Source organism: Kitasatospora sp. NPDC008050, assembly GCF_042957465.1.
GTDB lineage: Bacteria > Actinomycetota > Actinomycetes > Streptomycetales > Streptomycetaceae > Kitasatospora.
Genome location: NZ_JBIBIJ010000031.1, coordinates 1 through 20,331, shown reverse-complemented (window position 1 = coordinate 20,331; position 20,331 = coordinate 1). Strand labels below are relative to the sequence as shown.

Sequence of the window (20,331 nt, the reverse complement as noted above, 5' to 3'; positions counted from 1 at the left end):
AACTACGGGCCCCCGACCCCACCCATCAAGAGATCACCACAAAACCCCAGCTCAACCCCCCAATACCACCGGTAACCCACCCCCACGCCCCTTGAAAACACCACCCCCACCACCACCCCCCACACCCCGATGTGGCCGCCATCACCGCCCACCACCCGTGAGCCCCACCACAAACTCGACCCACCGTCACCCCGCCCTCACACCCCGCACCCACCACCAAGATCCACAACCCCCTCCCGCATGGCCCAGCTCACACGCGTCAGCCCCGGTCGGGCCGGCGGGCGCGGTAGCAGAGCTCCGGACGGCCGACCTGCCCGTAGCGCGGCTCGCGCGCGGCGAGGCCGACGTCCACCAGGTGTTCCAGGTAGCGGCGGGCGGTGATCCGCGAGACCCCGGCCGCCGCGCCCGCCGTGGCGGCCGAGATGCTGCCGTCGGCCGCGCGCAGCACCGCCGCCACGGCCTCCAGGGTCGGGGCGCTCAGGCCCTTGGGCAGGGTGCTGCGCTCGGCGGTGCGCAGCACGGCGAAGGCCTGGTCCACCTCGTCCTGTCCGGTGGCCTCGCCGCTGCGGGCCAGGCTGTCGCGGTAGCGGGCGTAGCGGTCCAGCCGCTCGTGCAGCGCGGCGGCGCTGAACGGCTTGAGCAGGTACTGCACCACGCCGGCCGAGACCGCCTGGCGGACGGTGGCCAGCTCCCGGGCCGAGGTGACCGCGATGATGTCGGTCTCGTGCCCGGCGGCACGCAGCGCGCGGCAGAGCCGCAGGCCGTGGCCGTCGGGCAGGTGCAGGTCGAGCAGGACCAGGTCGACCGGGGTGCCGGCGGCCCGGGTCCGTTCCAGGAAGCGCAGGGCGGCGGCCAGGGTGTGCGCGGTGCCGGCCGCCCGGAAGCCGGGGGTGCGGCTGACGTAGCGGGTGTGCGCGTCGGCGGCCACCGGGTCGTCCTCGACCACCAGCACCTCGATCGGGCCTGATCGCCAGGGGCGCACGACTGGGTTCACGGCTGGGTTCACGGCTCCCCCACCCGCCCGGCCGGGCGCGCGGCGGCGGTGGCCAGCGGCAGCCGGACGGTGAGCACCGCGCCGCGCTCGCGCCCCACCTCCACCGTGCCGCCGTTGCGCCGCGCAGCTTGCGCCACCAGGGCCAGGCCCAGCCCGTGGCCGCTGCCCTCCTTGGTGGACCAGCCGCGCCGGAAGACCGCCTCGACCGCGTCGGGGTCGATCCCGGGGCCGGTGTCGGCGACCCGCAGCAGCAGCTGTCCGGCGTCGGTGCGCGCGGTGACCGTCACCTCGGGGGCCGCCGCGTGGTCGCCGGCGCCCAGGATCGCGGCGTCCAGGGCGTTGTCGATCAGGTTGCCGAGCATGGTCACCAGGTCGCGGGCGGGCAGGTCGGGCGGCAGTACGCCGTCGTCGATCCGGCTGTCCTCGCTGAGCACGAACTCGACGCCGGACTCGGCCGCCTGGGCCGCCTTGCCCAACAGGAGCGCCGCGAGCACCGGTTCGCCGACCGCGCCGACCACCCGGTCGGTGAGCCGCTGGGCGAGCGCGAGTTCGGCGGTGGCGAACTCCACCGCCTCCTGGTAGCGGCCGAGTTCGACCAGCGAGACGACCGCGTGCAGCCGGTTGGCGGCCTCGTGCGCCTGCGCGCCGAGCGCCTCGGTGAAGCCGCGCACCGAGTCCAGTTCGCCGTTCAGCGACTGGAGTTCGGTGTGGTCGCGCAGGGTGAGAACAGTCCCGAGGGCGGGGCCGGTGCCGATCGCCGAGGTGTTGAGCACCACCACCCGCTCGGCGGTCAGGTGCACCTCGTCGAGCACCGGGCCCTCGGCCAGCACCGCCCGGGTCAGCGCCTGCGGCAGGCCCAGCTCGGCGAACGGGCGGCCCTCGACGTCCACGCCCAGATCCAGCAGTTCGCGGGCCGCGTCGTTGCAGAGCACCACCCGCCCGGCCGGGTCGAGCAGCACCAGGCCCTCGCGCACCGCGTGCAGGGTCGCCTGGTGGTACTCGTAGAGGTGGCTCAGCTCGGCCGCCCCCATGCCGTGGGTGTGGCGGCGCAGCCGGGCGTTGGCCAGGTAGGTGCCCAGGCCGCCGAGGGCGAGTGCGGCCAGCGCCACGCCGATCAGGGCCAGCAGCGGACCGCGCAGCTGCTCGCTGATCGACTGCAGCGTGATGCCGGAGCTGACCAGTCCGATCACCTGCCCGCTGTCGTCCCGCACGGGGGTGATCACCCGCAGCGAGGGGCCCAGGGTGCCGGTGTAGGTCTCGGTGTAGGTCTCGCCCGCCAGCGCCTGCCCGATGTGCCCGAGGTAGGGCTTGCCGATCTGCGCCGGGTCGCGGTGCGCGAGCCGGATCCCGTGGGTGTCCAGCACGGTGACGAAGTCCACCCCGCTGTCCGCCCTGACCTGCTCGGCGTACGGCTGGAGCAGCGCCGTCGGGTCGGGGCCGACGATCGCCTCCCGCACCGACGGGGAGTCCGCCACCGCCCGGGCGGCCGCGGTCACCTGGCGGCGCGCGCTCTGCTCGGCCCGCTCGCCGGCGCCCAGGTACGCCAGCACCGCGCACCCGGCCACCACGGCGGCCACGATCACGATCTGCACGGTGAACAGCTGGCCGGCCAGGCTGCGCGGCAGCCGGCGCCGGCGAGGACCGGACGCGGCGGTACGCAGGGTCCGGCGTAGGCGGGGTGGGCGGGGCATGGCGGACAGTCTGCCCTGGTCCGGGCCGGCTCGGACAGGCAGGCCGCCGGTCGGACGCCGTCCCGGCCCCCGTGAACTCTATGAACGCAAACGTGACGGTCGTCACGCCTGCCGCCGATAGTCGGAGCGGCCCGTCCCCCGTGGGCCGTCCCCAGGCAAAGGAGCCGACAGCCATGGCAATCACCGGAGCGGACCGGACCGGCCGGACCAGACGCGCGACCGACCGCACCCAGTACCTCTATCTCGCGGTGCTGGCCGCCGTTGTCGCGGGCATCCTGGTCGGGCTGCTGGCACCGGGTTTCGCGGTCGGGCTCAAGCCGGTCGGCACCGCTTTTGTGAACCTGATCAAGATGATGATCAGCCCGGTGATCTTCTGCACGATCGTGCTGGGCGTCGGTTCGGTGAGCAAGGCCGCCAGCGTCGGCCGGGTCGGCGGCCTGGCCCTGGGCTACTTCCTGGTCACCTCCACCATCGCCCTGGGCCTGGGCCTGGTGGTCGGCAACCTGCTGGAGCCCGGCTCCGGACTGCACCTCACCGCGGCGCTCGCCAAGGCGGGCCACGCCCAGGCGGTGGCGGGCCAGGCCACCGGCGCGAGCGACTTCCTGCTCGGGATCATCCCGACCACCCTGGTCTCCGCGCTCACCGAGGGCCAGGTCCTGCAGACCCTGCTGGTCGCCCTGCTGGCCGGCTTCGCGCTGCAGTCGATGGGCGCGGCCGGCGCGCCGGTGCTGCGCGGCATCGAGCACCTGCAGCGGCTGGTCTTCCGGATCATGTCGATGATCATGTGGGTGGCCCCGATCGGCGCCTTCGGCGCGATGGCCGCCGTGGTCGGCGCCACCGGCACCGCCGCCCTGAAGAGCCTGGCCGTCATCATGATCGGCTTCTACCTGACCTGCGTGCTCTTCGTGGTGGTCGTCCTCGGGCTGCTGCTGCGCCTGGTGGCCGGCGTCAACGTGCTCGCCCTGCTGCGCTACCTGGGCCGGGAGTTCCTGCTGATCCTCTCCACCTCCTCCTCGGAGAGCGCGCTGCCGCGCCTGATCGCCAAGCTGGAGCACCTCGGGGTCAGCCGCCCGGTGGTGGGCATCACCGTGCCGACCGGCTACTCGTTCAACCTGGACGGCACCGCGATCTACCTGACCATGTCCTCGATCTTCATCTCGCAGGCGATGGACAAGCCGATGTCGCTCGGCCAGCAGCTCTCGCTGCTCGTCTTCATGGTGATCGCCAGCAAGGGCGCGGCCGGGGTCACCGGCGCGGGCCTGGCCACCCTGGCCGGCGGCCTGCAGTCGCACCGGCCCGAACTGGTCGACGGCGTCGGGCTGATCGTGGGCATCGACCGCTTCATGTCGGAGGCCCGTGCGCTGACCAACTTCGCGGGGAACGCGGTGGCGGCCGTGCTGATCGGGCACTGGACCAAGGAGCTGGACCACGACCAGCTGCACCGGGTGCTGGGCGGGCAGGCGCCGTTCGACGAGCTGGTCCTGGCCGACGCGGCCACCGCCCCGGGCGCCGCGCCCCAGGCGGGTGCGGCCGACCCGCAGCCGGCGGGGGTCTGAGGAAGACTGGGAGCCAGCAAGCCGCCAGGGCGAGAGAGCGGTGCGAGACCATGACCGTCACCGAGTATGTCCTCCTGTTCCTGCTGGTCGCGATCAGCGGATTCGGTCTCCCGGGCCCCGGAGAGGCCTCCCTGATCGCGGCCGGCACCCTGGCCGGCGAGGGCAAGCTCAACCTCTGGATCGTGCTCGGCATCGGGATGACCGCCTGGCTGGGGGGCTCGGTCGCCGGCTTCACGGTCGGCTTCCGGCAGGGACGGGCGCTTCTCGAACGGCCGGGATGGTTCGCGAAGAAGCGCCGGAAGCTGCTGGTCAAGGGGGACGAGGCCTTCGGCAGGCGCACCTTCACGGCCTCGGTGATCCTGCCGGCCTTCGTCTCCGGGGTCTTCCGCGTCCGGTTCGCGCTGTTCATGCTCGGCGCCCTGACCGCCGGGGCCGTTCTGCTGGGCATCTATGCCGGGATCGCGTACTTCCTGGGCCCCGAGATCGCCGAGCGCATCGGCTCCGCCGGCACCAAGGCCGTGTTCGGCGTCGTGCTGGTGGTCGCCATCGGCCTGGGCATCAAGGCCGCCGTGTCGAAATGGCGGGCCGGCCGCCGTGCACGATGATGACGATCATGCTGGAGCGGCCCGGCGGTCTTCGCTGCCGGAGTTCTGCCGTCACCCCCGGAGCGAGGACGAGGAGCAACCCCCATGCGCATCGTGATCAGCGAGTTTCATTGAGCCTGGACGGCGTGGTGCAGGCGCCGGGCGCGCCCGAGGAGGACACGACGGCGGCTTCGCGCACGGTGGCTGGTCGCACCGCAAGGCATAGGGCTCCGGCAACCCGGGGCCGCCCGCGCGGGCAGGCGGCCCCGGCGGCGGTGTTCAGCGCCCGTAGACCGACACGCAGTTCCGGCTCCCGGCGGTGAACGGCTCGCGCGCCCAGCCGCCCCAGCGCTCCTTGAGCCGCAGTCCGGCGATCCGGGCCATCAGGTCCAGCTCGCTGGGCCACGCGTAGCGGCAGACGACCGGGAAGACGCGGGTGCCCTGCGCCGAGAGCACCACATGGCTCTCGTCGAGCAGCTGCGCCACCGGATCGTGGCGCCCCACGTCGAGTGTGACCTCACCCAGGGCGAGGCGCTCGGCGTCGACGTACTGGTGGTCCCGCAGCCGGTGCAGATAGCCGGGCACGAAGGCCTCCACCACGAACTGTCCCTCGTCGTCCAGGTGTTCGGCGACGTTCTCGAAGCAGCGGACCTGGTCGTCCTGGGTCAGCAGGTTGAAGAGCGTGTTGTACACCAGGTAGACCAGCCGGTAGCGGCCCTCGACCGGCACCTCGGCGAAGTCGCCCAGCACGACCGTCAGTGCGTCGCCGCCGGGCTTGGCGCGCAGGCCGGCCAGCATCTCGGGCGACAGGTCCACCCCCTCGACCCGCACGCCCTGTGCGGCGAGCGGCAGGGCGATCCGGCCGGTGCCGATGGCGAGTTCCAGCGCGGTGCCGCCGGCGGCCAGTTCCGCCAGGAGGGCGACGGTCTGCGCCTCGTCCCCGCGCGGGTGGTCGTCGTAACCGTCGACGGTGTCCTGGCGAAAGCTGTCCATCGGGTCGTAGCCCTCGATGGCCATGATGTTCTCCCTTCACTTGACGGGTGATTCGGTCAGACCCGCCGCTGGACGTGCAGCAGGTACTCCTTGCGGTCCAGCGGGTTGTGGTCCGTGCGCGGCCGGGCCGGGACCGGGCCCTGGACGGGCCGGTAGCGCTCGAAGGCGTAGGCGAGGACGGCTTCGCCCCGGGTCGGCCCGGGCAGCCGCTGCTCCAGCCGGTGCACCGCGGCGGCGGGGATCTCGCCCTCCAGCAGGCAGCCGGTGCCGTGCGGCACCGGGGCGTGCGGGACGGCACCGAGCCGGGTCAGCAGCGGCAGCACCGAGCCGTACGCGTCGCTCGGAAGCTCCAGCCGGAAGCGGTGCACCGGTTCGTGCACCGTGGTGCCGGCCTGCCGCAGCGCCGCCATGAGCACCAGCGGCGTGAGGTTGCGGAAATCCCCGGCGGTGCTGGACATGCTGGCGTCGAAGGAGCCATGGGAGTGGCTCTGGCGGGCCCAGTAGCCGCTGTGCGTCATGGTCACCGTGCAGTCCAGCACCTGCCAGCCGTGCAGCCCCTGGGTCAGGGTCCGGGTGACGCCCTCCTCCACCGTCTTGATGAACGCCAGGGGCAGCGAGCCGAGTTCGACCGCCAGCCGGAACCGCACCCCGGAGCCGGGCGGGCCCGGCTCGACGCGCAGCCCGACGGTGGCCAGGAAAGGGTTCGGCGGCTTGGCGATGACCTCCACCGCCGAGCCGACGCCCGCCAGGCGCTCGACGCAGATGGTGGTGGTCTCGCGGAAGTCGACCGCCACCCCGTACTCCTCGGCGAGGGTGGCCTGGATGACCTCCTTCTGGACCTCCCCGTACAGCGAGACCGACACCTCGCCGCGCAGGTCGTCCTGCCGCAGGTTGATCAGCGGGTCCTGTTCGGCGAGTTGGGCCAGCGCGAGGTGCAGTGCGGGCCGGCCCGTGCCGTCCCGGGGGACGACGACGGTCTCCAGGGTCGGCGGCGCGAAGTGGCGCCGCTCGCCCGCCGGGTCGGGCGCAGCGCCGAGCGGATCGCCGACCCGCACCTCGCCCAGGCCCCAGAGCCGGCCGATCCGGCCCGCGGCCAGCGAGTCGGCCCGCACGCACGCGCCGTCCTCGAACAGCTCGATGGCGGTGACCTTGCCCGCACGGCGGTCCTCGCCCGCGCCGAAGCTCACCCGGTCGCGGGTGTGCAGGGTCCCCTCGAACATCCGGACATAGGCGATCTTCTCCCCCGCCGGTCCGCGTTCCACCTTGAAGACCGTGCCGCCGGGCTCACCCCCGGCGTCACCCGCCGCGGCGGGCAGCAGCGTGGCGATGCCGTCGAGCAGCGCGTCGACGCCCGCGCCGGTGATCGCCGAGCCGAACAGCACCGGGTGGAGCAGGCCCCGTCCGGTCAGCGCCGCGAGCCGCTGCCGCAGCTGCCCGCCCGCCGAGGCGCCCGCCTCGTCCGCGAGGTAGGCGGCGAGGAACTCGTCGTCCTGCTCGGCGAGTCGGTCCACCATTGCGGTGGTGAAGGCGGGGTCCGCGTCGGCGTAGGGGGCGTAGGCCGCTTCGCGCGTTCCGCTCCCGATCACCGACCCGAGCGGGACGAGGGCCGGGGTCAGTCGTTCGGCGATCTCGCGCAGCACCCGGTCGCGGTCGGCGCCCCGACGGTCGATCTTGTTCACGAAGAGCAGGGTCGGGATGCGCAGCCGCTCCAGCGTGCGCATCAGCACGCGGGTCTGCGCCTGGACGCCTTCGACGGCCGAGACGACCAGCACGGCGCCGTCGAGCACACCGAGCACCCGCTCCACCTCGGCGATGAAGTCCGGGTGGCCGGGGGTGTCGATGAGGTTGACCGTCGCTCCCCGGACGGCGAACGACACGACCGCCGCCTTGATGGTGATCCCGCGCTGCCGTTCCAGCGCCAGCGAGTCGGTCCGGGTACTGCCGTCGTCGACGCTGCCCAACTCGTCGATGACTCCGGCGGCGTGCAGCAGCCGCTCGGTCAGGCTGGTCTTACCGGCGTCGATGTGCGCCAGGATTCCCAGGTTCAACAGGTGCACTGCGTGTCACGTCCTTCGATTCGGCGATGGTTTCGGCAGCGAGGGACGTGGACGACAGCCGCATGGGTGTGCTCCTGGGTCGAAGGGGTCGATGGGTCGATGGGGCGTTGGGGCGTTGGGTCGATGGGGCGTTGGGGCGTTGGGTCGATGGGTCGATGGAACGCCGACGGGCAGTGCACCAGGTGGCCGGAAAGGGTGGCAAGCGAATTACGGCTCGCGGTCGGTGCGAAGATGGCCAGGTGGACCTGGATGAGCTGCTGGTCGGCCACTGGAGCAGTGTGCCGTTCTCCTATGGCGTGATGGAGGCCTCCGAGCTGGGGCTGCTCGGCGACGGGCGGGGGTGGAGCGCGTGGTTCAACGCGGACTCGCTCTGCGTGACCCGGCTGCGCTGGCGGTGTCCGGAGCCCGGGGTACTGGAGCTGCGGGAGCAGTGGACCGTCGCGGGGGAACTGGGCGACACCACCGGCCCGTTGGCGTTCACCACCGCCGAACCGCCGGTGCCGGCCGGCGAGGTGACGCGGCATCGGTACACCATCGGTGCCGCCGTGCCGATGCCGGACGCCGATCCGCTGCCGGCGATCACCTTCGAGGAGGCGGTGGAGTTCTGTCACACCTTCGCCCGGGGCCCGCGGGAGATCACCCCGGAGGAGGACCCGAGCCATCGGGTCCTCCCGCCGGCCTAGGCCATGCGTGATGTTGTGATCAGATGAATGATCGTATGAGGTCGTCGATCCAGATCATCGAGGCTCGTAGGTGGAGTCCTGCGAGGCGCCTTTCGGGTGTTTTGTCGCAGCGGGTGGCGATGCCGCGCCAGGCCTTCAGTAACGATCAGGGACCCCTGCGGCGCTACCCGGACAACTACGCTGTCGACGGCACCAAGAGCATGCTGGCATCCGGGGATATCAAGGCCGGTGAGATCTGGGACCGGTTCGGCGAAAGCAACGGACGCTGGCTCTCACCTGCTTCGGAGGGAGCCGGTTTCGCCCAGCGGGCGCTCCCGCCGGACAGCCTCGGACTGCCCTACCAGCGCTACAAGTGGGCCAAGGACTACGAGACCGGCGCGGGTAGCATCGAGCGGAGCAAGGTGGCGCCCTGGTTCGAGCAGGCCAGTGGCGCGACCCAGTTCAAGCTGGAGAAGATCGTCTCGGACCTCTGCCTGGCGGGATATCTGGTCTACGAGAACGGAACGAAGTGCTCATGAACCATCACGAACTGGTGGCGGCGCTGCGTGAGGCCGGGGTGAGCGACACTGTCTATGGCATCGCCACCCGGGACCTGACCACCTTCGACGCGCTGCTGGAGGCCGTGCCGATCCTGGTCGAAAGCGCTGACGGGCACTGGTCGGTCGACGTCTGGGAGCGCGGCGAGCACTGGGTCGAGGCGAGCTTCGACTCGGAGGATGACGCCTGCGCGTATATCCACCAGAAGGTGATGCGGCAGTGGACCATGCGACAGGCCAACTGAGTGGTGCCTGACTGATAGCGGCGCCCCCGCCGGACTTCCCGGCGGGGGCGCCGCACTTTCGGTGTCGACCGGTGAGGCCGTCGTCCTCTTTCCTCAGCCACGTCACGGGCAGGCCATAGGGCTGCTCACTGACAAGTACATCGAGGAGGTCAAGTGTCCGGACACCGGACGGCTCAACCCGTACCGTCACCGGCATCAACGACCAGCAGGGACTCCCGTCAACAACGGTCTACGACCTGACCGTCGCTGATCTCCACACGTTCTATGTGCTGGCTGGCAATGCACCAGTGCTGGTTCACAACTCGACCTGTTTCGAGCTGGAGAATAGCCTTGCTGCTGCAGAGTCTGCAAAACCGTTGATCGAGAGCCTTCAAAAACGGGCAGGCTTCCGTCTAATTATGTGACCAAAGCCCAGGCCCAGGCTGCTGGATGGGCCCCCGGAAAGGCGCTGGGCAACAGCATTCCTTCGAGGCGCTGTCCCATCGGCACGCATTCCCAGCTAGGTCGCTCTGACGATTCGCGGTGCCCGGGTGGGCTCAGGCCGACTCCTCCAGTTCCCAGGCCAGCTGCGCCATCTGGCCGGCGATCTGGAGCGGGTTGGGGGTCTCGGTGCTGCCGTCCAGGTACCGGTACTCGCTGCTGAGGGTGACCAGCAGGCGTTCCACCAGGCCGAGTTCCGGGTAGCGGCGCTCGGTCGCCAGTTGCCGGGCCGCCTCGTAGGCGGTGAGCCCGGCGCTGTGCAGGGCCTGGGCCCGCTCGGCGAGGTACTCCAGGTAGGAGATGTGGGCGAGCACCCCGGCGCGGTCCAGCAGCGGGCCGTGGCCGGGGACGATGGTCCGCGCCCCGGTGTCCAGGATGTCCTGGCAGGCCTTGATGATCCCGGACAGCGGGCCGGCCCAGTGCACCACGTGGTCGCCCGGCTGCTCGTCGGTGCTCGCGAAGATGACGTCGCCGGCGAAGACGACCTGCTGCTCGGGCAGGTGGACGATCAGGTCGCCGCCGGTGTGCGCGGGACCGACCGGGCGCAGTCGAACGGGTATCCGGCCGACGTTGAGCTCCAGTTCGCCGGTGAAGGTCCGGGTGGGCAGCACCGGCACGCAGTCCGACCAGTCGAACCCGCCGAAGTGCCGCAGCAGGTAGCGGGTGACCGGGTCGGTGGCGCCGCTGTGGACCAACGTGCGCATGGTGGCCGGGTCGGGGTCGAACTCGATGTGGTGGACCGTCTCCTCGGTGGCGATGATCTCCGCCTCCGGCAGCACCGAGGCGCCCCACAGGTGGTCGCCGTTGCCGTGGGTGACGAAGACGGAGTCGACGGTGCCGCCGGGCGCGAGCAGCGGGGCACTCGCGGCGAGGAACTCCTCGGCCAGGCGCCGGTCGTACGGGGCGTCGACCCAGGCGGCCGGGCCGCTGGGGCAGGCGATGAGCCCGCCGTTGGAGAGGCCCCAGCCGGCGCTGGGAGTGGTCATGCGGGCGTAGACACCGTCAGCTATCGGAAGAACGTCCTGGTTGATCATCATAGCTGCACAGTGTGTCGTCGCTCGGTGCCGCTGGGAACAGCAGCGGGCAGCAGGATTTCGCGGGCCCCGGCCCGCCGGCCGCAGCGGGCCGGCTCCGCCAGCGGTCGCCGCCAGCGGTCGCCGGTGCGCCGCGCGGCTGATATGCCTGAAATGTCCGCTCGGGCAGGTCGAACCGCACCAGGAGCCGACATGACCAATTACCCCATGCTCAACCTCTTCTGGACCATGCTGGAGTTCTTCCTCTGGGTCCTGTGGCTTTTCCTCCTCTTCAAGGTCATCTCCGACGTCTTCCGCAGCCACGACATGAGCGGCCTGGCCAAGGCCGGCTGGATCATCCTCGTCATCGTGCTGCCCTTCCTCGGCGTGCTGCTCTACGTGATCGTGCGCGGCAAGTCGATGGGCGAACGCGATCGCCAGCAGGCCCTGAAGGCGGACGAGCAGGTCAAGCAGTACATCCGCGACGCGGCCGGGACATCCGAGGGCGGTGGATCGGCCTCCCATGTCGATCAGCTGGCCAGACTCGCCGATCTCAAGGCCAGTGGCGCACTGAGCGAACAGGAGTACCAGGCGGCCAAGGACCGGGTCCTGGGCACCGGCACGAGCACGGGCGCGGGCGCGGGCGCCGGCGCCGGCGCCACGGGTACCGGCCCCGGTGGCACCGGCGCCGGTACGGGCTGAGCAGGCCCGTCCCCGCCCCCATGAACGGAGCCGGCCGGCCGGCCATACGTCGTGGCCGGCCAAGGGCCGCCCGGCCGGCCGCGGGGATTCATCGTGTCAGCTGAGATAAGTGAATCAAATATCTTTATTCACTTCAGTTGACACGCCTTCAGGCCTCACCAGAGACTGATCAACACCGGGGTGGCACGAACGCCGCCATCCCCTGCGGCGGCCCCACAAACCCTGTGAAGCCGCCGGAAGGGAAGAATGAAGCCGGTTCGGATACCGTCGGCGGCACGCCGGGGCCGGGGCGCCCTGCGTCCCGCGGCGCTCGGCACGCTCGATCGCGCACGGACGCTCACCGTCACCGAGCGGGTCAGCTCCGTCACTCACCTGATAGCGAGCCTGGAGTACCTCAGCCGTCCGCAGGACCGGGAGTTCGGCGGACTGCACCACTGGGCCGCGACCCGGCAGGCGCTGGCGGCCCCCAGCTCGCCCCGGCTGCTGCGGGCACTCGACCTGGCCGCCGGCCCACGGGCCACCCGGCTGCCGCACACGGCTGCGGCGCCATGACCGGTTCGGCGTGCTCATCCCCAACTGGCGCTTCTTCGCCCCCGAACCGGCCCAGCACGACGTCCACCTGCTGCACCGGGTGCGGCTCGCCGACGAGGCCGGCACCGCCTGGCCGCAGACCAACCCGATCGCCGAGCGCACCTGGCGGCAGAGCGTCTGGTTCCCCGAACGGCGGCGCGACAAGGCGATGTTCGACCTCTGCGCGGAGCTGATCCCGCGCCTGGGCCCGGCCGGCCTCGACCTCACGAGCGTCCCCGCCTACCGGGTGCTGCGCGACTTCGTCGAGGTCGCCGTCCGCCGCGAGTACCACGAACGCGAACTGCCGTGCGGCTACCAGTTCGTGATCGCCCGGGGCACCGGCTACGACGAGGAGGGCGAGCCGGAGTACGTGCTGGTCTCACCGTTCCACCCGTTGGACGCGGACGCCTCGCTGCAGTAGACACATGTCAAGTAAGCTGCACCCCATGCCTCCCCGCCAGCGCCTGACCCCCGCCGACCGCCGAGCCCAGTTACTGGCCGTCGGCGCGCGGCTGTTCGCCGCCCACCCCTACGACGACGTGCAGATGGAGCGGGTGGCCGAAACGGCGGGCGTCTCCCGGGCGCTGCTCTACCGTCACTTCCCGAGCAAGCACGCGCTCTTCGCGGCGGTGTACCGGCAGGCCTCGGACCGGCTGCTCGTCGAGACCCGGATCGATCCCACGGACTCCCTGGTGGAGCAGCTCGTCCAGGGCCTGGACGTCCACCTCGACTACTTCGTCGCCAACCGCAACGCCGTCCTCGCCGCCAATCGGGTGCTGGCCGGCGACCCGGTGATCCAGACCATCATGACCAACGAGCTGGACGCGCTGCGCGCCCGGCTGCTCACCGTGCTGCCACTCGCCGACGCGTCCACCCGCGAGGCGGTCTCCGGCGTGCTGAAGAGCTGGCTGGTCTTCGTCCAGATCCTCTGCGTGGACTGGCTCACCGAGCAGACCTGCACCCGCACCGAGCTGCGCGATGTCTGCGTCGGCGCCGTCCTCGGCGCGCTGCGCCCACTCCTGCCGGCCGACCCCGCCGCTCCCCTGCCGCACTGACCAGGGCGGAGGCAGGAACGCCGGTGGCCCAGCCCCCGGATGGGGGCTCTGGGCCACGGCGTGTCAGGGCGCGGTCAGCGGGCCGCGCGGGGGCGGGCGCCGGCATGCTCCTGGTGCCGTCGACGGCGTAGTTGTCCGGGTAGCGCCATCCGGCGCGGCCTGCACCGTGGGCATCTGTCCAGGCGGACGGGTTCCAGTACTTCGTCACGAACCCTTCGCGTGAGAGGTTGCCGAATGATCTGGGTGTCGGGGGCTGTTGGCTTTGTCGGGACGACAGATCCCCGCCAGGCCGGGCGTGGCCGTACGTTGCACACCGTCGGTCCGCCTCGAAGGACGGCACCCCCACTGTTCCAGCCGGTGGGGGTGCCGTCCTTGCTCACGCATGCAGCGCGCTGCTGCCGCGAGGGCAGGTCAGTTGCCGTTGTTCTGTTGCTGAGCCTTCCGGGCGGCCATCTCTCGATTCAGCTCCTCGCGGCGCTGCTGGGAGCGCTGACGGTCCGCTGCCCGCTCCTCGGGGGTGCGCTCACGAACTGCGGGGCGGGGTCGTGTCAGCAACTCGTAGACGTGTCGGCAGGCATCCTCCTCGGAGTCGAACCACTGGGCGATCTCCAGCTTTCCGCGCTCCACACCGCCGACGTACCACCGACCGTCCTCACCCTGGTCGAGTACGCCGCCCTCGCCGAACCAGCCGGGCAGGGCCTGGCCCCGGATGCAGAACGACCGGTTATCCACTCCGGCCTCCCGCAATGCGGCCAACAACTGCTGGTGATCCATCAGTGCACCTCCTTCAGGTAGAAGTGATCGAGCAGCCAGCGGACATCCTGTGTGGTCTGGAACTGGATACCGCCACCTGCCTGCTCGAACCAGGGCGCCACCTCGCTCTGCATGATCTCACCCGCCGCGGCGTCCGGGACCTTGAGCCACTGATAGACGTGGTAGCCGCCGCTCAGGTTCGAGGGAGGGATCGCCCGCTCGGAGTATGAGGTGCCCTCCGGGGAGAGGTACTTGCCGAACTCGGGGTCGCCGAAGCGGTCCCACAGGTCGCCGACCTTTGGCACCGCCGGGTGCACGGTGCCAGGGACCACGCCGTCGTCCGGCGGGTACCGCCAGTTGCCCTTGGAACTGTTCCAGTTGACCTTGTCCGGGTCCCAGTACTTCTCCACGAACTCTTCGCGGGAGAGGTTGCCGAAGGGACGGTAGCCCTGGGTCAGCTCGGTCACCTCGCCGGACAGGCTCGATGGGCCGAGCTTGCCCGCCGCCTGCAGCTGGTCCGCCAGTCCCTTGTACGCCTGGTCGGTGTCGTACTCGGCCTGCAGTCGGGCCATCACCTGCGAGCCCAGGCCCGCGCCGCGGACGGCGCTCCAGGCCTCGACCAGGCCCTGGCCGGTGCGCTCGGCCAGTCGCCAGGCCATGACGGCCTCAGCACCGGTCTTGAGTACCGTCGGGGCGGCGAGCATGCCGACGAAGAGAGTGCAGCGGGCGCTGGGCAGTCGCAGGTGGGCGCAGCTCTCGATGTCGCCGACGAGCAGGTCCTCGGCGGTCTTGAGGGCTTGGTCGAACATCTCCTTGGCGGTGATGTCGATGGTGCCGTTGATCACCGTGTCGACGGGGCGCACGTCCAGCACGTCGAGCCGTGCGGTCTGCTGGCAGTTCGCCGAGTCGGTGCAGGAGATGAGGATGTAGACGACTTTGCCGGTGATGTGGTGGTGTACCGGGATGTGGCAGGCGGCGTTGGGGTCACCGACCTTCCCGGTGAACGAGCAGGTCCAGGCCGGCACGTCGGGTGTGTCGTTGAACGCGGTGAAGGCGACCACGTCCTGGATGCCGGTCGGTCCGGAACCGCTGAGAACCTGCTGCTGGAGCTGCTGTTGCTGGACCGCCTCGTTGCGCTGGGCCGCGGCAGCTTGGGTGTTGGCGTCCTTGGCGGCGGCTGCGGCGGTGGTCGCGTCCTTGGTCGCCTGGTCGGCGGCGGTGCGGGCGGTGGCGGCCAGGTCACGCGCGTTGCCGGCGGCGATCGTGGCCTTGTCGGCGTCGGCCGCGGCCACGACCGCCGAAGCTCGCGCGTCGGTGGCCGCGCCGGTCGCGCTGGTGGCCGCCGTCTGGGCGGCCGTCGCATCGCCGGCGGCCTGGGTGTCGTAGGCGATGGTGCGTGCCTGTGAGGCCTGGGTGTCGGTCAGCGCCTGGGCGGCGGTGGCGGCGGAGGCCAGGGCGTCCTTGGCCGATGCCTGGGCCTTGGCGGCCGAGCCTGCCGCCCGGGCTGATGCCTGGTCGGCGGCCTGGGCGTCGCCGGTGGCGGCGTTGGCCAGTGAGGAGGCCTGGTCGGCGGCCTGCTGGGCCTGGTCGGCTTTGGCCTGTGCCAGGGCCTGCTGGTGGTCGGCGATCGTCTTGGCGCCCTGCCCGGCCAGCACCGCGAGGTTCGCCGAGAAGTCGCTGTCCTGGTACGGGGCGCCGAGTTGGATGGCGTCGTTGGCCGGCTGGGCGACCTGCTTGGCCGAGGAAGCCGCCGCGCTGGCCGCCTGGGCGGTGGCGTAGGCGTATCCGGCGGCTGAGGCGGCGGTGTCCTTCGCCTGGGCGGCCTGGGCCCAGGCCTGGGCAGCGTTGGTCTTGGCCGAGTCGGCCTGCGCCTGGGCGCTGGCGGCGTCCTGCTGGGCGGCGATCGCGTCACCGCTGGCTCGATCGGAGGCGGACATCGCGTCCGCGACGGCGAACTGGTCGGTGCGTACGGCCGCGTCGGCGGTGGACTTGGCGGCGGCGGCGTCAGCGGCGTCGCTCTGCGCCTGGGCGGCCGCGCCCTGGGCGCGGACCGCCTGGGCGTCCGCTGTCATCGCGTCGGTGGTTGCCTGGGCGGCTGCCTTGCCTGCTTGGCCGGCGTCGGCGGCCGCCGTGTCAGCATCCTTGTGAGCCTGGGTGGCCGCGTCCTTGGCGGCCTTCGCGTCGGGGCCGGCCGCCTGGGCCGCCGCGTAGGCGTCGGCGGCCTGGGCTTGGGCGGCCACGGCGTCGTGCCGCTGTTCGGCGTCCGCAGCCTTGGACCGAGCGTCCTGTGCGGCGTGGTCCGCCTGCTGAGCGGCCGTCTTCTGCTGGCCGGCCGTCGTCGCGGCGGACTGTGCTGCCGCAGTGGCCTTGGCTGCCGCATCCGCCTTGGACTGGGCGGTGGCCTTGTCGGTGGCCGTCTTGGTCTGCGCGGTGGCTGCCTTGTTCTTGGCGTCGGCCGCGGTGGCCTGCGCCGTCTCCGCCGCCTGGCGCTTGGCGTGCGCGGTGTCGGCCGCCTGCTTCGCGTTCTGCTCGGCGCCTTGCGCGGTGGTCAGCGCGGCCTGCGCGTCCTTGGCGTCCTGCGCCGCCTTCTGCGCCTGCGTGGCCGCACCGTTCGCCTCGGCCTGCGCCTGGTCGGCGGCCGCCTGCGCCGCAGCACTACGGAAGGCCGCCTGCGCGGCGTGCGTCTGGGTCCGGGCCAGCTGCTGCAGGGTCTGCGCGTCCGCGCCGGAGGCCAGGGTGGCGTTGTAGGTGGTCTCCGCCGCCTTCGACACCGCCGTCAGCGCGGCCGCCGTGGCCAGCGTCACCTGCGCCTGCTGCTGACCGGCCAGCAGAGCGCGCCCGCGCGGCGCACCGGCCGCATCCGCGATCGCATAGGCCTGCTGCTGCGCCTGCACGGTCGCATCAGCCGCCTGCTGCGCGATCGCCGCCTGCTGCTGGGTGATCTGCCACTGCGCCTTGGCCACCTGCTGAGTGGTGGGCAGCTCGTTGCGCACCCGGTCGAACTCGGCCTGCTTGGGGAAGTTGATGTTCTGGTCGCCGCTGCCGGTGCCGGTGTTGTCCTGCTGGACGTCGAACTGCTGCGGTCCGGTGCCGTTGCAGTCCCACACCTGGGCCGCCTGGCCCCAGTCGGAGGTGTGCAGGTCCAGGCAGAGCGTGGAGCCCACGTTGTACAGGCGCGTCAGGCCGTTGGTCGTGCTCCACTGCCAGTGCTGGGAGGCGGTGCCGTTGCAGTCGTAGATCTGCACCCGGGTGCCGTCGCGCTGCGGACCGTTGTTGCCGTCCACGTCCAGGCACTTGTTGGTCGCCGCGTTCTGCAGCCACCCCTGGTCGGTGGGCCGCCACTGCTGGGCGGGGCTGCTGTTGCATCCCCAGGCCTGGACGGTCGTCCCGTTGGCCGGGTTGCTCTGCGCCACGTCCAGACAGTTGCCCGACGCGGTGTGCAGATGAAAAGTCATCGGCCCCCGGCCGGCCGTACCCAGCCCCCCGGGAGAGAAGTACGCCTGCCACCGGCTCAACCGGTCCGCGACCCAGGACTGACCGAGCGCCGAGCCCAGCGCATCCGCACCGGTGCGCAGCGCGAGAGTCGCCTTCGCGGCCTGGGTCAGGATCGTGTCGCGCTGCGCCTGCTGGGAGGCGATCTCCGCCTGCCACTCGGTGGCCGCGCTCTGCACCTCCTGGCCGAGCACCTTGTTCGGGTCCAGCCCGTCCGGGTTCGCGCTGAAGCAGGAGGCGAACTTCGCCTTGAAGTCCTCCACCGCCACGCGGTACTCGGCCGTCCCCGGCTGCGGCGCGCTGCGCGGGTAGCCACCGTTCGCCAGGAACAGACGCACCGCGTCGGCGCCCCAGCCCTGCCCGTGACCGGAGGCATCCCAGGCGCTGTACTCGCTGGCGTCACGCAGGTAGTCCGGGTCGCTCTGCGGATCCGGGAACCTCGCGAACCATCCCCCCTGGGTGCACATGAGTGCGCCCTGGGCGCGCCAGAACATGCAAGCCCCAAGCGCGAGTTCTTAGTATTTCCTTAAGAAACCCCGAGGGCAACAGGATTCTGAGTATCGATCACATCGGACAATTAGGGTGCTATTTCCCATAACACCTGATGTGCCATTACCTGATGAACACTAGAGGGGCACAACCGAGCGTCGTCATGTCAGACCTGACCGGAAGCCAACCGCTCACCGCGCCAGACCTCGATAGCCCGCCCACGCTCGGATGGCATCCGGGCCAGCCACCCGGGGTGGGCTCCCGCCCAACATTCGCCCACTCAGGTAGGGATACCTCCGAGGCGACGGCGCCAGGCCCGCCGGGAGTAGTCGCCCCGCGTGGGCAAGTACACCTGTCAATTCGAGGGTGGCGTCCCCCTCGACGTCGCTACTCTCTGCCCACTGCCGGGCCGAGCAGGATCTGCAGGGCGGCGCCCGGTCTCTCGTCGGGGCCCGGTTTCTCGTCGGGGCTCGGGAGCAGGCGGCCGTCCGGGGCCACGGTGAAGAGCAGGTCGTGGCCGGGCGGGAGCTCGGCCGCGGCGGGCCGGGTGGTGATCCGGGCGCCGTGGGCGAACCGGCCGGCCAGCTCGGCACCCGTCAGCCCGGCGCCGAACAGCACGGTGCCGCCCGGGCCGGCCTCGGCACCGTGCTGCATCGGCTCGGCCGGGGCCAGCCGGTAGACCTCCCGGCCCTCGTCCTGCGCCAGCAGCACGGCCGCCAGGGCGTTGAACTCGTCGTCGGCGGTGAGCAGATAGACGGCGGTGATGCTCTCGCTCTCGGCGCCCTCCCCGCTCGCGCAGGCCAACAGGTCGCCCTCGGCCAGGTCGAGACCGGCCGCGGCGATCCGCTCGCGCTGCGCGGTGCGCCCGGCCCACATGAGCGCCTCCAGCCCCGCCGCGCGCAGCAGGCGTCCGAGCTCCACCACCCACGGGTCGCCGCCCACCAGCAGCGGCCGGGAACGGGCGGGGCGCACCACCTCCAGCAGCCGGGCCACCGGGGGCGCGGTGAGGCCGTAGAGGGTGACGGTCGCGACGATCACCACGAAGGTGGCGGGCAGGATCTTCTCGGCGCCGCCGATCCCGGCCGCGGCGAGTTCGGCCGAGAACGTGGCCGCGGTGGCCGCCGCGACGATGCCGCGCGGCGCCATCCAGCCCAGGAACGCCCGCTCGTCCTGGGAGAGGCCGGTGCCGACCGTGCAGAGGGCGGCGAGCAGCGGACGGGCGAGCACCACCAGCACGGCCACCAGGCCCAGCGCGGGCAGGACGACGGGCCGCAGCGAGGACCAGGTCACGGTGGCGGAGATCGCGATGAACAGCACACCGACCACCAACGAGACCAGCGCCTCGAAAAACGGGCGCCGGATGGCGAGTTCGAAGGCGGGCAGGGTCGCTACGGCCACGCCCATCACGATCGCCGCGATCAGCCCGGTGTCGTCGCGGATCGCGTCGCAGCCGGCGGCGACGCCGATCACGACCGCCAGCTGAACGGTGGTGCCCAGGATCTCGCCCAGCCGCAGGCGCACCAGCAGGCACCGGAGCAGCGCGATGCCGACCGCGCCACCGAGCAGGCCCAGGCCGGTACTGGCCAGGAACTGCCCGCTGCCGGCCCCCAGGCCGTGCCGGTGGTCGTTGAGCAGTGCGTGGAAGACCAGCGCGCCGGCGATGCCGCCGACGGCGTCGATCAGCGAGCCCTCCCAGAGCAGGATCCGCTGCAGCCGCACCTCCGGCCGGACGAAGGTCAGCAGCGGCCCGACCACGGTGGGGCCGGACACCACCAGGATCACCCCGAGCATGGCGGCCGCCTGGGCCGAGAGCCCCAGCAGCGGGGCCGCGGTGAGCCCCGCGATCGTGGTGGTCAGCAGCAGGCCGCCCCACACCAGGCGGTTCACCACCCGCCGGGTGTCGCCGCGCAGGTGGCGCAGGTCCAGCCCCAGGCCCGCGTCGTAGAGGACCACCGCGACGGCCAGCGAGACGAGCGGGGAGAACGCCGGCCCGAGGATGCGGTCCGGGTGGACGTCGTCGGTGATCGCGCCCGCGGCGAACCCCAGGGGCAGCAGCACGATGATCGCCGGGATCCGCAGCCTGGCCGCCAGCACCTGCCCGCCCACCGCGAGCACCACGATCAGGCCCGCCCCGATGAAGATCTGCTGCGACGTCATCCGCGCCGTTCCCTCGCTCTGTCGGGGGGTGTGCCCGTGGTCCGGACGCCGCCCAGGTCAGGGGCGGCGCGACGGGTCGAGCATCTCACCGGAGCGGCCGCCCGGCGGGGATCCCGGGGCGGGGGCGGCGGTGGTGGCGCGTGGTGGCGCTCCAGCCCCCGGGCGGCGGCGAGGGGGGCTGGAGCGCGCGGGTCGGCGTTAGCGGGTCGCCGTTGGCGGGTCGTGTGGGTCGGCGGGAGGCGGTCAGCGGAAGGTGTGCAGGCGGGCGGTGATGTGGGCGG

Annotated in this window: 18 protein-coding genes; 10 read left to right on the top strand and 8 right to left on the bottom strand. The window is 71.8% G+C overall.

The annotated features are described in order from the left end of the window. Positions 1-259: 259 nt before the first annotated feature. Positions 260-994: a response regulator gene (locus tag ACFZB9_RS35410; protein WP_391454081.1), complete on the bottom strand. Its 735-nt coding sequence runs from the start codon at positions 992-994 to the stop codon at positions 260-262. An 8-nt stretch (positions 995-1,002) separates the two neighbouring features. After that, on the bottom strand, positions 1,003-2,685 hold the full coding sequence (locus ACFZB9_RS35405) for an ATP-binding protein (protein ID WP_391454080.1): 1,683 nt from the start codon (positions 2,683-2,685) through the stop codon (positions 1,003-1,005). Positions 2,686-2,858: 173 nt separating this feature from the next. Between ACFZB9_RS35405 and ACFZB9_RS35400 the strand changes: the two genes are divergently transcribed. Next, positions 2,859-4,241, top strand: coding sequence for a cation:dicarboxylate symporter family transporter (locus tag ACFZB9_RS35400; RefSeq protein WP_391454078.1), 1,383 nt, complete (start codon positions 2,859-2,861; stop codon positions 4,239-4,241). Positions 4,242-4,291: 50 nt separating this feature from the next. Further along, entirely contained in the window at positions 4,292-4,846 is a 555-nt protein-coding gene (locus ACFZB9_RS35395; protein ID WP_391454076.1) for a DedA family protein, read from the top strand. A 258-nt stretch (positions 4,847-5,104) separates the two neighbouring features. Here the strand turns inward: ACFZB9_RS35395 and ACFZB9_RS35390 are convergent, their stop codons facing one another. Both ACFZB9_RS35390 and ACFZB9_RS35385 read right to left on the bottom strand, forming a co-directional pair. Beyond that, positions 5,105-5,842: a class I SAM-dependent methyltransferase gene (locus ACFZB9_RS35390; protein ID WP_391454074.1), complete on the bottom strand. Its 738-nt coding sequence runs from the start codon at positions 5,840-5,842 to the stop codon at positions 5,105-5,107. Between the two features lie 32 nt (positions 5,843-5,874). Next, positions 5,875-7,875 carry a GTP-binding protein gene (locus ACFZB9_RS35385; RefSeq protein WP_391454072.1) on the bottom strand — a complete coding sequence of 667 codons (2,001 nt, stop codon included), beginning with the start codon at positions 7,873-7,875 and terminating at the stop codon, positions 5,875-5,877. A gap of 239 nt (positions 7,876-8,114) precedes the next feature. Between ACFZB9_RS35385 and ACFZB9_RS35380 the strand changes: the two genes are divergently transcribed. The 4 genes from ACFZB9_RS35380 (at position 8,115) to ACFZB9_RS35365 (ending at position 9,743) form a co-directional block, all read left to right on the top strand. Beyond that, complete coding sequence (locus ACFZB9_RS35380) at positions 8,115-8,558, top strand: hypothetical protein (RefSeq protein WP_391454070.1); 444 nt, start codon at positions 8,115-8,117, stop codon at positions 8,556-8,558. Positions 8,559-8,677: 119 nt separating this feature from the next. Beyond that, positions 8,678-9,076 carry a TNT domain-containing protein gene (locus tag ACFZB9_RS35375; RefSeq protein ID WP_391454135.1) on the top strand — a complete coding sequence of 133 codons (399 nt, stop codon included), beginning with the start codon at positions 8,678-8,680 and terminating at the stop codon, positions 9,074-9,076. Continuing rightward, on the top strand, positions 9,073-9,339 hold the full coding sequence (locus ACFZB9_RS35370) for a hypothetical protein (protein WP_391454068.1): 267 nt from the start codon (positions 9,073-9,075) through the stop codon (positions 9,337-9,339). The genes ACFZB9_RS35375 and ACFZB9_RS35370 overlap by 4 nt, the downstream gene beginning before the upstream one ends. A gap of 128 nt (positions 9,340-9,467) precedes the next feature. Continuing rightward, the gene (locus ACFZB9_RS35365) at positions 9,468-9,743 is read left to right on the top strand and encodes a hypothetical protein (RefSeq protein ID WP_391454133.1); all 276 of its coding nucleotides are present in this window, start codon (positions 9,468-9,470) and stop codon (positions 9,741-9,743) included. Positions 9,744-9,875: 132 nt separating this feature from the next. On the opposite strand, the gene ACFZB9_RS35360 is transcribed toward ACFZB9_RS35365, so the two are convergent. Beyond that, on the bottom strand, positions 9,876-10,805 hold the full coding sequence (locus ACFZB9_RS35360) for an MBL fold metallo-hydrolase (protein ID WP_391454066.1): 930 nt from the start codon (positions 10,803-10,805) through the stop codon (positions 9,876-9,878). A gap of 240 nt (positions 10,806-11,045) precedes the next feature. Here ACFZB9_RS35360 and ACFZB9_RS35355 point away from each other — a divergent pair, with 240 nt between their 5' ends. The 4 genes from ACFZB9_RS35355 (at position 11,046) to ACFZB9_RS35340 (ending at position 13,159) form a co-directional block, all read left to right on the top strand. Continuing rightward, entirely contained in the window at positions 11,046-11,534 is a 489-nt protein-coding gene (locus ACFZB9_RS35355; protein ID WP_391454064.1) for an SHOCT domain-containing protein, read from the top strand. A gap of 246 nt (positions 11,535-11,780) precedes the next feature. Then, on the top strand, positions 11,781-12,086 hold the full coding sequence (locus tag ACFZB9_RS35350) for a hypothetical protein (protein WP_391454062.1): 306 nt from the start codon (positions 11,781-11,783) through the stop codon (positions 12,084-12,086). Between the two features lie 10 nt (positions 12,087-12,096). Further along, positions 12,097-12,525, top strand: coding sequence for a hypothetical protein (locus ACFZB9_RS35345; RefSeq protein WP_391454060.1), 429 nt, complete (start codon positions 12,097-12,099; stop codon positions 12,523-12,525). A gap of 25 nt (positions 12,526-12,550) precedes the next feature. Then, positions 12,551-13,159 carry a TetR/AcrR family transcriptional regulator gene (locus ACFZB9_RS35340; RefSeq protein WP_391454058.1) on the top strand — a complete coding sequence of 203 codons (609 nt, stop codon included), beginning with the start codon at positions 12,551-12,553 and terminating at the stop codon, positions 13,157-13,159. Positions 13,160-13,570: 411 nt separating this feature from the next. On the opposite strand, the gene ACFZB9_RS35335 is transcribed toward ACFZB9_RS35340, so the two are convergent. From ACFZB9_RS35335 to ACFZB9_RS35325, 3 genes are all read right to left on the bottom strand, one after another. Beyond that, positions 13,571-13,933 carry a hypothetical protein gene (locus ACFZB9_RS35335; protein ID WP_391454056.1) on the bottom strand — a complete coding sequence of 121 codons (363 nt, stop codon included), beginning with the start codon at positions 13,931-13,933 and terminating at the stop codon, positions 13,571-13,573. Beyond that, positions 13,933-17,898: an RICIN domain-containing protein gene (locus ACFZB9_RS35330; protein ID WP_391454052.1), complete on the bottom strand. Its 3,966-nt coding sequence runs from the start codon at positions 17,896-17,898 to the stop codon at positions 13,933-13,935. Before ACFZB9_RS35330 ends, ACFZB9_RS35335 begins: the two co-directional genes overlap by 1 nt. A gap of 382 nt (positions 17,899-18,280) precedes the next feature. Then, entirely contained in the window at positions 18,281-20,050 is a 1,770-nt protein-coding gene (locus ACFZB9_RS35325) for a cation:proton antiporter (protein ID WP_391454050.1), read from the bottom strand. Positions 20,051-20,331 lie beyond the last annotated feature (281 nt).